This is a genomic window from Nocardia wallacei (assembly GCF_014466955.1).
Lineage (GTDB): Bacteria > Actinomycetota > Actinomycetes > Mycobacteriales > Mycobacteriaceae > Nocardia > Nocardia wallacei.
Genome location: NZ_AP023396.1, coordinates 2,596,777 through 2,609,728, shown reverse-complemented (window position 1 = coordinate 2,609,728; position 12,952 = coordinate 2,596,777). Strand labels below are relative to the sequence as shown.

Here is a 12,952-nt window from a genome sequence, read left to right as displayed (position 1 = left end):
GTTCAGGCCAGGCGGCGGGGGCCTATGTCGAAGCGGCTGGGTTCGGGGCCTATTCGGGCGCGGGCGTAGAGGATTTCGGCGCCTCGGGGGGAGGCCAGGATCGGCTCGACGGACAGTTCGCGGATTTCCGGGAGGTCGTCGCACAGGGCCGAGATGCGTTGTGCCAGTTGGGAAAGGGCTTGTTTGTCGACCGGTTCGCCGATGGTCTTGCCCGGAACGCCGGTCTGTCCGTCCAGGAGGGGGGCGGCGCGGGGCGCGTCGATGAGTGCGACCGATTCGGCCTCGGTCAGGGGCAGGGCGCGGTAGACCCGGTCGCCGAGTAGGTCGATGATGGTGCCCGAGAGGCCGAAGCTGATCACCGAGCCGAACGACGGATCGTCCTGCACGCGCAGCACACAGCCCACGCCCTTGGTCGCCATGCGCTGGATGTGCACCACCTCGTTGCCGGAGACCTCGGCCAGGTCGGTATAGGCGCGCCGCACCGCGGACGGCCGCCACAGATCCAGGCGCACGCCGGTCAGGTCGGGCCGGTTGCGCCACAGTTCGCCGGTCGCCTTCGCCGCCACGGGATATCCCAGCTCCGCGGCCGCCTGCTCGGCGCCGTCCTCGTCGCGCACCTCGCGGAATTCGACCACCCGGATGCCGTAGCAGGCCAGCAGGTCCACCGCCTCGAGATCGCCGAGCCACTGTCCCTCGGGCGCGCGAGACATCCACTCCCCCACCAGGTTTCGAGCCCGTTCGGTATCCACGTCGGCGGGCCGCACGATGAGCGAGGCGGGCCGGGTGCGCCAGTCGGCATAGCGGCGCACCCGGGCCAGCGCCCGCGCGGCCCGTTCGGGATCCGGATACGACGGGATCGACCCGCGTTCGACGGTGCCGCCGGCGCCTCGCACCGTCAGCAGATTCGGCATGCCGTGATCGGCGACGAACGTGGTGAGCACGGGTTTCGTGCCTGTCTGCGCGCCGGTGCGGATCGCCTCCGCGTACGCCGACACCGACACCGGAACCGGCGGCGCGAAGATCACGATCACCGCGTCGATATCGGGCGAATCCATCGCCGCCGCCACCGCCGTCAGGAAATCGGCGGGCGTGGCCTGCGGTCGGAGATCCGTCGGCGCGCGCACGGCCAGTCCCTCGCCGCGGGCCGCGTCGACCGCCAGCCAGCCCAGTGCGGCGCTGTTGCCGATCACCGCGAGCCGCGGCCCGCTCGGCAGCGGCTGGTAGGCCAGCAGCATCGCGCAGTCGAACAGTTCGGAGATGGTGTCCACCTGCACGATGCCCGCCTGGGCGAACAGGTCTCGTTCCACCGAGCGTTCCAGCGCGCTGACCGGGACCGTGCGAGTGGCGTTGCGGCCGCTGCTGACGGCCACGATGGGTTTGCTGCGCGCCACCCGCCGCGCGATCCGGGAGAACTTGCGCGGATTGCCGAAGGTCTCCAGGTACAGCAGCACCACATCGGTGTCGGGATCGGTATCCCAGTACTGCAGCAGGTCGTTGCCGGAGACGTCGGCGCGGTTGCCGGCGGAGACGAAGGTCGACAGGCCGAGTTTGCGGGCGGCCGCCTCGCCCAGGATGGCCGCGCCCAGCGGCCCGGACTGGCAGAAGAAGCCCACCCGGCCGCGGCCGGGCAGCACCGAGGCCAGCGTGGCGTTCAACGACACCGCGGGATCGGTGTTGGCGATGCCCAGCGCGCTCGGGCCCACGACGCGCATACCGTGCCCGCGCACCGCGGCCACCAGATCGCGTTCCGCGGCGAATCCCGCCGGGCCCGTCTCGGAGAACCCCGCGGTCAGCACGACCAAGCCCTTGACCCCCTTGGCCATACAGTCGTCGAGGACCGACTGGATCTCGGTGGCCGGCACGGCCACGACCGCCAGGTCCACCTCGTCGGGGATGTCGCGCACCGTCGCGTAGGCACGCACCCCCCGCACCGAGCCGCGGTTCGGATTGACCGGGTACACCGGCCCCTGGAACACCCCCGACAGCAGATTCGCCAGCACCGCGCCACCGACCCGCCCCGCGGACGGAGTGGCGCCGATGACCGCGATCGACCCCGGGCTGAGCAGATTGCCGACGCTGCGTGCCTCGGACGCCCGCTCCCGCGAATCCCGGACCGACAGCAGCGCCTCGGTCGGATCGATGGCGAATTCCAGATGCAGGACCGAGCCGTCGCGGCTGCGCTGCACCTGGTAGCCGGCGTCGCGGAAGACCGTCACCATCGCGTTGTTCTCCGCCAGCACCTCGGCGACGAAGGTCGCGATGTCGTTCTCGGCGGCCGCGCCGGCCAAGTGCTCGAGCAGGATCGAACCCAGCCCGCGGCCCTGATGCCCGTCGGCCACCACGAAGGCCACCTCGGCCGCGCGCGGCCCCGCCCGGTCCGACAGCAGTTCGTAGCGCCCGACCGCGATGATGCTCTCGCCCAGCTCGACCACCAGCCCGACGCGGTCGCGGTAGTCGACGTGCGTGGTGCGGTACAGGTCCTTGGGTGTCATGCGCGGGTACGGGCCGAAATACCGCAGATAGCGGGTCCGGTCGGAGAGCCCGGCGTGGAACCGCTGCAACGCCTCGGCGTCGTCCGGCGTGATCGGGCGCAGGCGCACGACACCGCCGTCGGCCGCCAGCACATCGGCCACCCAGTGCTGCGGCGGAGGCGGCGGCTGCCGTGGGGTGTCGGGTCGGTCGGGTTCAGTCACGAGGGTCCTCCGGGTCCAGGCCCAGCAGTCCGAACGTCGCTCGGCGGGTGGCCAGCACGGCCGTGTCCACGGCGCGCTGGGCGCGGTCCGCCCGGGCGTCACCGGTCTCGGGGGCGCCGCCCGGGCCGTCCCAGCGGGCGAAGTCGGTGTCGCCACCGTCGCTCATGGTGTGCGGGGGCCGCACGGCCGGCGCGTAGGCGCGCACCTGTTCCAGCCACTCGGCCGGAATCTCGGTGCCCGGGTGCAGGTCTCGATCGAGGGCGGTGGCGAGCAGATGCGTCCAGGCGCGCGGCACCACGCGGATCAGGCCGTAGCCGCCCCCGCCGACTGCGAGCCAGCGTCCTTCGGCGTAGCGGTCGGCCAGTTCGCGCATGGCCACGAACGCCGCGCGCTGGCCGTCCACGGTCAGGTCCAGGTCGGCCAGCGGGTCCTCGCGGTGCGTGTCGACACCGCACTGGCTGATCAGGAGCTGTGGCCGGAACGCCGCCAGCGCGCCCGGCACGACGGCGTGGAAACCGCGCAGCCACTGGGCATCCCGGGTGCCGGGCAGCATCGCCAGATTGATCGCCGTGCCCTCGGCCGCGCCGCCACCGGACTCCTCCGGCCAGCCGGTGTTGGGCCACAGCGTGGCCGGATGCTGATGGATCGAGACCGTCAGCACGCGCGGGTCGTCGTAGAACGCGCGCTGCACGCCGTCGCCGTGGTGAACGTCGACGTCGACGTAGGCGATGCGGTCGAAACCGTGATCCAGCAGCCACGAGATGGCCACGGCCACATCGTTGTAGATGCAGAACCCGGCGGCCGCGGCCGGCATCGCGTGATGCATGCCGCCGCCGATGCTCACCGCCCGCCGGGTGCGACCGGCGGCGATCTCGCCCGCGGCGGCCAGGGTGCCGCCGACGATCACCGAGGCCGCCTCGTGCATGCGCGGGAACACCGGATTGTCGTCGGACCCGAGCCCGAACGGCGGCGCGACCGGTGGCCCGCTGCCCGGCGGGGCGGGGCGGGCCCGGCGGACGGCGTCGAGGTAGGCGGGTGCGTGGACGCGCAGCAGGTCGGCCTCGGCCGCCGGCTCGGGCGACAGCGTCTCGATGCCCTCGAGCAGCCCGAGACCGCGGGCCAGGGCCATGGTGAAGCGCAGGCGAGCGGGCTTCATCGGGTGCGTCGGTGTCCAGCTGTAGTCCAGGAACCGGTCGGTCCACACCACGGTGGCGTCGCTTGCCATGCTTGCCACGCTAATGCACGCCCGGGCCCGGTCCGGGCCCGTCGCGGGCCGCGGCCGAACACGGGGAAGCAGCGGACCCCATTTGTCGTTGTCATGCAGTAGAAATGCAAGACAGCGCGGACGCGCGCCGCGGCAGGCGCGCACCGAGGGCGCTCCGGTGCCCTCCGGGTTGCCGCGGAACCCGCGAAAGACGCTGACGCGCGGGGTCGCAGCCGCGCGTAGGTAGAATTCGTGCCGACGAAGGGGTAACAGGTGAAGGATCTGGTCGACACCACGGAGATGTATCTCCGTACCATCTACGACCTCGAGGAGGAAGGCGTCACACCGCTGCGCGCGCGGATCGCCGAACGCCTCGAGCAGAGCGGCCCGACGGTGAGTCAGACGGTCGCTCGGATGGAGCGCGACGGTTTGCTGACCGTGGCGGGTGACCGGCACCTCGAGCTCACCGACAAGGGCCGGGCCATGGCCATCGCGGTCATGCGCAAACACCGGCTCGCCGAGCGGCTCCTCGTCGACGTGATCGGCCTGGACTGGCAGAACGTCCACGCCGAGGCCTGTCGCTGGGAGCACGTGATGAGCGAGGACGTCGAGCGCCGCCTCGTCGAGGTGCTCAACAACCCCACCACCTCCCCGTACGGCAACCCGATCCCGGGCCTGGACGAGCTCGGCGTCGTCCCGAACTCCTCCGACGAGGAGAAGCTGATCCGGTTGTCGGATCTGCCCGCCGGCCAGGTGTCGGCCGTGGTGGTGCGGCGGCTGTCCGAGCACATCCAGACCGACCCCGATGTCATCGGCCAGCTGCGCGAGGCGGGCGTGGTGCCCGACGCCCGCGTGACCGTGGAGACCAAGCCGGGTGTGGTGACCATCTCGGTGCCCGGCCACGAAGGGTACGAACTGTCCGACGAGATGGCGCATGCCGTCCAGGTGAAGCTGGTCTGAGGTATGAAACTTCTGGTGACGGGTGGCGCCGGGTACGTCGGCGGAGTGTGCGCGCAGGTCCTGATCGAGGACGGCCACGAGGTGGTGGTGGTCGACGATCTGTCCACCGGCAACGCCGACGGTGTGCCCAGCGGAGCGAAGTTCGTCGACGGCGATATCGCGACCGTCGGCGTGGAGCTGATCGAGTCCGAATCCTTCGACGGCGTCCTGCATTTCGCCGCGCAGTCGCTGGTCGGCGAATCGGTGCAGCAGCCGGAGAAGTACTGGCACGGCAACGTGGTGAAGACGCTGAGCCTGCTCGAGGCGATGCGCCGCGCCGGAACTCCGCGGCTGGTGTTCTCCTCCACGGCGGCGGTGTACGGCGAGCCGGAACAGGTGCCGATCACCGAGGATTCGCCCGCCCGCCCGACGAACCCGTACGGTGCGTCGAAGCTCGCCATCGACCACGCCATCACCTCCTACGCGGTGGCGCACGGGCTGGGCGCGACCAGCCTGCGCTATTTCAATGTCGCCGGCGCCTACGGCGGGCTCGGCGAGAACCGGGTGGTGGAAACGCATCTCATCCCCCTCGTGTTGCAGACGGCGCTGGGCCATCGGAAGTCGATCTCGGTCTTCGGCACCGACTACCCGACCCCCGACGGCACCGCGATCCGTGACTACATCCACATTCGTGATCTGGCGCAGGCGCACCTGCTGGCGCTGGCCGATTCGCGGCCGGGCGAGCACCGCGTCTTCAACCTGGGCAGCGGCACGGGTTTCTCGGTGCGCCAGGTGATCTCGGCGTGCGAGCGGGTCACCGGCCGCCCGATCGCCGCGGTCGACTCGCCGCGCCGCGCCGGTGATCCGGCCGTGCTGATCGCCTCGAGCGAGCGCGCCATCGCGGAACTGGGCTGGGAGCCGCGGCACAACGACCTCGACGAGATCGTCGCCGACGCCTGGGAATTCCTGCGCGTCCTCGGCGATCGTGCCCACAGCGCGCGGTAACCGGCTCGCGCGCAATCGCTTTCACGGACCGCACCGGGACGTGTCCACGGGGAGTTCGACGCCGAGTTCGGCGGCCTTGGCCAGCCCGGACAGCGCGAGTTTGCGTATCTCACTCGGGCGCATACCGGTGCGCAGCGCGGTGTCGAGCAATTGCGCGAGGCCGTGTCGAGGGTCGGCGTCGAGGGCCGCTTCCAGCGCGACCCCGGCGAACGGGCCGTCACCGTTGACGTACGCGCTGTAGCCGAGGAGCGTGGCCGCCTCGGCCCGGTCGGGGCCGGTCAGCGAGCGGCACACCATCGACCACAACACCTCGGCCGCGGGGGCCCGGTCGCTCAGGGCGAGCGCGAACATCGCGTCGCGGACCGTGAGATCACGTAGGGCGACAGCGACTTCCGCGATCTCGACGGGCCCGATACCGCCGCCCGGGTCGTCGATGTCCGAGATCCGCCGCAACACCAGCTCCAGGGCGGAACGGGCGTACGAGTCGGGTTCGGACCGGGCCACCGCCCGGCCGTAGCGCTCCCGCGCGGCCTCGCTGATCTCGCCGAGCACCTCGGCCACCGCGGCACGGGACCGCGGGTCGGCCGCGACGATCGCGGTCATCTCCTCCCTGGACGATCGGATCGGGCGGCCGTCGAGTACGTGCGCCAGGGTGATGGGCGACGCCGCGGGATCGGCCTGCACGCCGGTGCAGGCGGGATCGAGCAGGCTCCACCACGGCCCCTCGGCGACGATTTCGCGCACCGCCCAGGCATCGGCCAGTTCGATGTCCTCGGCGTGCAGCGCACCGGCGAGCAGCGACACCAGATCGCGGTGGCGGGCCGCGCGGGCGCCCGGCCGACCGGCCCGGGGCGGGGCGGCGCGGTCGTCCACGATCAGCGCGAGCACCCCGGACGCGCGCTCCTGCGCGCAGATCGCGGCCAGTTGCCCGGCCACGCGCAGCCAGGCCCCGCAGCCCGGCACATCCAGGTCGTGGCGCGCCAGCGCGCCGAGGTGAACCGATCCGGGCCGAGCGGGATCCTCCTGCAGCAGGCACGCCACCAGCGACCGCCGCGGCACGAATCCGAGCAGCGCCGGGACGGCCGCGACGAACTCGCCCGCCTCGTCGATACGCAGCCGTGGGCACTGCCAGAGTGGTGCCGTGGCATCGGGATCCGGCCCTGCGGACGGAATCGGTCCGCCCGATCCGGTGTGCACGCGGGGCGGGTGGTCGGCACTGCGGCGTTCGGCGCCGGAAGCGGAGTCGTTACCGGCGGATGCGGGTTCGGCGGGAGATGTCATGTGGCCCAGCGTGCTCCGGCCCACCTCAGCCTCCCCCGTGCCGAACTGGGCGTTCACCCGCCTTGTGGACAACCGGCATGCTGTGGACGGTGCGACCACCGAAGCCCCGGACCGCGCCGTTCTGTCGCCCGCCCTTGCTACAGTCCACGCGGGCAACCACATTCACAGACCGGCGCGGAAAATCCCGGTCCGCAACGACTTCTCAGTTCGACACGGAGTTCAGCGCCGACAGCTCTTCCTCCGACAACCGCAGCTCCCCGATCGGCAGCAGGTCGGCCAGCTGTCGCGGCGTGCGGGCGCTGGAGATGGGGGCGGCGACCGTGGGCTGGGCGGCCAGCCAGGCCAGGGCTACCGCGGCGACCGGGACACCGTGGGCGGCGGCGATGAGATCCAGCTCGGCGAGCACCCGCGCGCCGCGCTCGTCGAGGTAGGCCGCGGCGCCCTGGGCGCGGGGGCTGTCCACTTCGGCGCCGGGACGATACTTGCCGGTCAGGAATCCCTTGGCCAGGGCGTAGTAGGGCACGGTCGCGAGATTCTCGGCCTCGGCCAGTGGCAGCACGTCGTGTTCGAAGCCGGTCCGCTCCATCAGGTTGTAGTGCGGCTGCACGGCCACGAACCGCGCCAGGCCCTCCCGATCGGCCACGGCCAGCGCCTCCCGGATGCGGGCGGGAGCCATGTTCGACACCGCCACGTACCGCACCTTGCCCGCGCGCACCAGCGCGTCGTGGGCGGCGACGATATCGGCCACCGAGACGTCCGGGTCGTCGTAGTGGACGTAATAGAGATCGATGTAATCGGTGCCGAGCCGCCGCAGCGACGCCTCGACCGCGCCGTGGATCGCCTTCGATGACAGGCCGTCGAACGGAGGCAGCCGCCCGCCCTTGGTGGCGAGTACGACGCGTTCGCGGTTGCCGCGCGCGGCCATCCACTCGCCGAGGATGGTCTCGGACTCGCCGCCGCTGTTGCCGGGAACCCACGCGGAGTAGACGTCGGCGCTGTCGACGAAGTTCCCGCCCGCCGCGGCGTAGGCGTCCAGTACCGCGAACGAACCGTCCCGGTCCGCGGTCCAGCCGAAGACATTGCCGCCGAGACAGAGGGGGAATACATCCAGATCGGTCGTACCGAGTTGGGCCATGATCACGAACGTACCCCGCCTCGCGCAGCGGAAACGGCGCGCACGACCGCCGGCCACGACGCCGTACGCTCAACCCCTGCCGACATTCCCGACCGCGACACCGAAGACATGATCCAGCGCGGCGGTGTCGGGCGGCACGTCGCCGAAGGTCATGTAGGTGGCGTTGACGCGCACGTCACCGATCTGCGCCAGCCGAGTGCGCATCGACTGGGTGAGCCCCGGCGCGTCGATCGGCCCGGACACCGTGCGCCGCACCGCGAGCGCGTCGTCGGCCGCCACCGCCGGAGCCGGATCCAGCTGGGTGACAACGGCATTCGCGAGCGGCCCGCGCTGCACGCGCACGGCGTGACAGTGCCGCAATTGCTCGCGCAGCGCGGTCAGCGGCTGTTCGGACCGGGTCAGTTCGACGGTGATGGTCGCGCGGGTGTCGCCGTGCGTGCCGACCACGACCGCGGTGCGATCGGCGCCGAACCGCGGCGGCGCGGGAGCGCAGTCCCCGGGGTCGGCGCGCGCGCCCGCGGGTATGCCCACCACGTCGCCGACCGCCTTGCGCGCTTGGTCGGCCGGAAGCACCAAGGCCGTATACCCCGCGGGAAAGCTGTCCGGCCGGGGCAGCAGCTCCGGCAGCGCGGTGCCGACGCGCCGGGTGATCGTGGTCTGCCGCAGCGCTTCCGGATGCCCGGCCACCGTCGACCCGCACCCCGCGAGCAGTCCGGCCAGCAGCACGCCGCCCAGTGCGCGCGCGACCGCACGGTCCTCGAGACGCGGCCGCGGGCCAGGCGAGTCCGGCACGATCACCCGACTCACTATGCCGAACGCTCGCCGTTCGCCGGAACCGCCACGCCGCGATCCCGCACGCGGGAATGCGAACCGCCCCCGGCCGGTTGTTCGGTGCGGTGATGCCCCCACCCGGCGCGGCCTCCGAAGAACATGAGAGACAATGAAGGTGGTCCGCGACCTCACATCCGCCGTCGGTGGTGACGACGAGCCCGGACGACACCGGTGACGCCGGATTTCATCTCGGCGACGGTCGCCCCGGCGCGCCGGATGCGGGCGGACCACGCAGGAAGGAGTACGCGATGGACTACGAGTCGCGAATGTACGAGCTGGAGTTCCCCGCTCCGCAGCTGTCGTCCGCCGACGGCGCTGGTCCGGTGCTGGTGCACGGGTTGGAGGGGTTCACCGACGCCGGTCACGCGGTACGCCTGGCCACCACGCATCTACGCGAGAGCCTGGAGTCGGAACTGGTCGCCTCGTTCGACGTCGACGAGCTGCTCGACTACCGGTCGCGGCGGCCGCTGATGACGTTCAAGACCGATCACTTCTCCGATTACGCTGAGCCGGAGCTGAATCTGTGGGCGCTGCGCGATACCGCGGGCACCCCGTTCCTGTTGCTGGCCGGGCTGGAACCGGATCTGCGGTGGGAGAAGTTCGTCACGGCCACCCGGTTGCTGGCCGAACAGCTGGGCGTGCGCCGCACCATCGGCCTGTCCGCGATTCCGATGGCGATCCCGCACACGCGGCCCCTGGGTGTGACCGCCCACGCCAGCGACCGGGACCTGATCGGCGAGCACCAGCGCTGGCCGGGCGAGTTGCAGGTGCCGGGCAGCGCGTCGTCGCTGCTGGAGTACCGGATGGCCCAGCACGGCCACGAATCGATCGGCTTCTCGGTGCACGTGCCGCACTACCTGGCGCAGACCGCCTACCCCGAGGCCGCGCAGACGCTGCTGGAGAACGTCGCGGAGAACGCCGACCTGCAGCTGCCGCTGGCGGCGCTGAGCGAGGCCGCGGCCCGGGTGCGGGAGCAGGTCAACGAGCACATCGCCGGGAACACCGAGGTGGAGACGGTGGTGAACGCGCTGGAGCGGCAGTACGACAGCTTCGTCACCGCGCAGGAGCGCCAGTCGAGCCTGCTCGCCCGCGAGGCCGACCTGCCGACCGGCGACGAGCTGGGCGCCGAGTTCGAGCGCTTCCTGGCCGAGCAGTCCGGTTTCGGTGACGGCGACGGGTCCGAGGGCGACCACCTGCGCTGAGTACGCGGTTTGCGAAGGCCCGGGTCTGTCCCGGTAACGTTGCGGCACGTGCAGCTGTCCGATCTGATCCCCGACCGTGTCGTGCCCGACGTGGATGCGGACTGGCTGTACGAGACCTTCGCCGACTGGACCCGCGAGCAGGGCCTCACGCTGTACCCGGCGCAGGAGGAGGCGTTGCTCGAGCTGATGACGGGCGGGAACGTCATCCTCGCCACGCCCACCGGTTCCGGCAAGTCCATGGTGGCGGTCGGCGCGCATTTCGCCGCCCTCAACCGCGGCGAGCGCAGCTATTACACCGCGCCGATCAAGGCGCTGGTGAGCGAGAAGTTCTTCGCGCTGTGCGAGGTGTTCGGCGCCGACCGAGTCGGCATGGTGACCGGCGACGCGGCCGTGAACCCGACCGCCCCGATCATCTGCGCGACCGCGGAGATCCTGGCCAATCTGGCGCTGCGCGAGGGCGCGGCCGCCGATGTCGGGCAGGTGGTGATGGACGAGTTCCACTTCTACGCCGACCCGGACCGCGGCTGGGCCTGGCAGGTGCCGCTGATCGAACTGCCGCGCGCACAGTTCTTGCTGATGTCGGCGACATTGGGCGAGGTCGACTTCTTCGCCCGCGACCTGGAACACCGCACCGGCCGCTCCACCGCCATCGTCGCGGGCTCCGAACGCCCTGTGCCGCTGACCTTTTCGTACCGGCGCACGCCGATCACCGAGACGCTCGAGGAATTGGTCACCACCCATCAGTCCCCCGTCTACGTCGTGCATTTCACCCAGGCCGCCGCCCTGGAGCGCGCGCAGGCGCTGACCAGCGTCAACTTCGCGAGCAAGGCGCAGAAGGATGCCATCGCCGAGGCGATCGGCTCGTTCCGGTTCTCCAGCGGCTTCGGCAAGACGCTGTCGCGGCTGATCCGGCACGGGATCGGCGTGCACCACGCGGGCATGCTGCCCAAGTACCGGCGGCTGGTGGAACGCCTCGCCCAGGAGGGGCTGCTGCAGGTGGTGTGCGGCACCGACACCCTCGGCGTCGGCATCAATGTGCCGATCCGGACGGTGCTGCTCACCGGGCTCACCAAATTCGACGGCGTGCGCACCCGCCGCCTCAAGGCGCGCGAGTTCCATCAGATCGCGGGGCGGGCCGGGCGCGCCGGATACGACACCACCGGCACGGTCGTGGTGCAGGCGCCCGAGCACGAGATCGAGAACACCCGGATGCTCGCCAAGGCCGGCGACGACCCCAAGAAACAGCGAAAGGTGCAGCGGCGCAAGCCTCCCGAGGGCTTCGTGTCCTGGTCCGAGGAGACCTTCGACCGGCTGGTCGCCGCGCAGCCCGAGCCGATGGTGTCGCGCTTCCGCGTCACCAATTCCCTGCTGCTCAACGTGATCGCCCGCCCCGGCAACTGCTTCGACTCGATGCGGCACCTGCTCGAGGACAATCACGAACCGCGCCCGGCGCAGCGCAAACACATTCTGAAGACGATCCGGCTGTATCGGGCGCTGCGCGACGCCGGTGTCGTCCAGCAGCTCGACGAACCCGACGAGTACGGCCGCCGCGCCCGGCTGACGATCAACCTGCAGCGCGATTTCGCCCTCGACCAGCCGCTGTCGCCCTTTGCCCTGGCCGCGCTGGAGCTCCTTGACAGGGACGCGCCGACCTACACACTGGATGTGGTGTCCATCATCGAATCCACGCTGGAGGACCCGCGTCAGCTGTTGCTCGCCCAGCAGCACAAGGCGCGCGGCGCGGCCATCGCGGAGATGAAGGCCGACGGCATCGAGTACGACGAGCGCATGGAGCTCATCGAGGACATCACCTGGCCGAAACCGCTCGCCGAACTGATCGAACCGGCCTTCGAGACCTATCGCGCGGGCCATCCCTGGGTCTCCGAGTTCAGCCCGGCGCCCAAGGCCGTGGTCCGCGAAATGATCGAGCGCGCATTGACTTTCGCCGAACTGGTGAGCGAGTACGAGCTGGCCCGCTCGGAGGGCCTGGTGCTGCGGTACCTGGCCGACGCCTATCGCGCGCTGCGCCGCACCGTGCCCGAGTCCGCGCGCACCGAGGAACTCGAGGACCTGACCGAGTGGCTCGGCGAACTGGTCCGCCAGGTGGATTCGAGCCTGCTCGACGAGTGGGAGCAGCTCACCGATCCGGGCACGGAGACCGACGCCGAGCAGCTGGCGTTCGGCGCGGAGACGGTGCGGCCGATCTCGGCCAACGAGCGCTCGTTCCGGGTGCTGGTGCGCAACGCCGTGTTCCGCCGCGTCGAATTGGCGGCGCTGCACCGCTGGCAGGCCCTGGCCGAACTCGACGACGGCCCGGACTGGGAGCGCGACCTCGCGCCGTACTTCGCCGAGTACGGGGAGATCGGCACCGGACCGAACGCGCGCGGACCGCGGCTGTTCCAGGTCGAGCAGCGCCCCGGCTTCTGGCATGTGCGCCAGGTGCTCGACGATCCGGCCGGTGACCACGGCTGGTCGGTCGACGCGATCGTGGATCTGGCCGAGTCCGACGCCGCCGGCGAGGTGGTGTTCGACGAGGTGACGGTGACGGCCGGATGACCGCCGTCACAGCGGTGCCCGCGCTCCGAAGACCCGTCCCGTTTTCCCCGGCACCCCGCTGATACTCTCTCGCTCGCTGCCCGCAGCGGGAGGCTGCCCAGAAGAA

At 71.2% G+C, this 12,952-nt stretch carries 9 protein-coding genes; 4 read left to right on the top strand and 5 right to left on the bottom strand.

The window, feature by feature from the left end; genetic code table 11:
* Positions 1 to 2 precede the first annotated feature (2 nt).
* On the bottom strand, positions 3 to 2,693 hold the full coding sequence (locus NWFMUON74_RS11855; protein ID WP_187687861.1) for a bifunctional acetate--CoA ligase family protein/GNAT family N-acetyltransferase: 2,691 nt from the start codon (positions 2,691 to 2,693) through the stop codon (positions 3 to 5).
* A complete protein-coding gene (locus tag NWFMUON74_RS11850) occupies positions 2,686 to 3,918 on the bottom strand; it encodes an acetoin utilization protein AcuC (RefSeq protein WP_187687860.1) in 1,233 nt (410 codons plus the stop codon). The genes NWFMUON74_RS11855 and NWFMUON74_RS11850 overlap by 8 nt, the downstream gene beginning before the upstream one ends.
* A 252-nt stretch (positions 3,919 to 4,170) precedes the next feature.
* Between NWFMUON74_RS11850 and NWFMUON74_RS11845 the strand changes: the two genes are divergently transcribed.
* Both NWFMUON74_RS11845 and galE read left to right on the top strand, forming a co-directional pair.
* Positions 4,171 to 4,857 (top strand): iron-dependent transcriptional repressor DtxR, encoded by a 687-nt coding sequence (locus NWFMUON74_RS11845; protein WP_187687859.1) that lies wholly within the window; start codon positions 4,171 to 4,173, stop codon positions 4,855 to 4,857.
* A 3-nt stretch (positions 4,858 to 4,860) separates the two neighbouring features.
* Entirely contained in the window at positions 4,861 to 5,841 is a 981-nt protein-coding gene (gene galE, locus NWFMUON74_RS11840) for a UDP-glucose 4-epimerase GalE (protein ID WP_187687858.1), read from the top strand.
* A gap of 21 nt (positions 5,842 to 5,862) precedes the next feature.
* Here galE and NWFMUON74_RS11835 read toward each other — a convergent pair whose 3' ends face one another.
* From NWFMUON74_RS11835 to NWFMUON74_RS11825, 3 genes are all read right to left on the bottom strand, one after another.
* Positions 5,863 to 7,122, bottom strand: a complete 1,260-nt coding sequence (locus NWFMUON74_RS11835; RefSeq protein WP_187687857.1) for a DUF4192 domain-containing protein — start codon at positions 7,120 to 7,122, stop codon at positions 5,863 to 5,865.
* A gap of 202 nt (positions 7,123 to 7,324) precedes the next feature.
* Positions 7,325 to 8,257, bottom strand: a complete 933-nt coding sequence (locus NWFMUON74_RS11830) for an aldo/keto reductase (RefSeq protein WP_187687856.1) — start codon at positions 8,255 to 8,257, stop codon at positions 7,325 to 7,327.
* A gap of 69 nt (positions 8,258 to 8,326) precedes the next feature.
* Positions 8,327 to 9,055, bottom strand: coding sequence for a DUF5642 family protein (locus NWFMUON74_RS11825; protein WP_187687855.1), 729 nt, complete (start codon positions 9,053 to 9,055; stop codon positions 8,327 to 8,329).
* 281 nt (positions 9,056 to 9,336) lie between these two features.
* On the opposite strand from NWFMUON74_RS11825, the gene NWFMUON74_RS11820 reads away from it, so the two are divergent.
* Complete coding sequence (locus NWFMUON74_RS11820) at positions 9,337 to 10,290, top strand: proteasome assembly chaperone family protein (protein ID WP_187689094.1); 954 nt, start codon at positions 9,337 to 9,339, stop codon at positions 10,288 to 10,290.
* A 48-nt stretch (positions 10,291 to 10,338) separates the two neighbouring features.
* Positions 10,339 to 12,846 carry a DEAD/DEAH box helicase gene (locus tag NWFMUON74_RS11815; protein WP_187687854.1) on the top strand — a complete coding sequence of 836 codons (2,508 nt, stop codon included), beginning with the start codon at positions 10,339 to 10,341 and terminating at the stop codon, positions 12,844 to 12,846.
* The last annotated feature ends 106 nt before the right edge of the window (positions 12,847 to 12,952 follow it).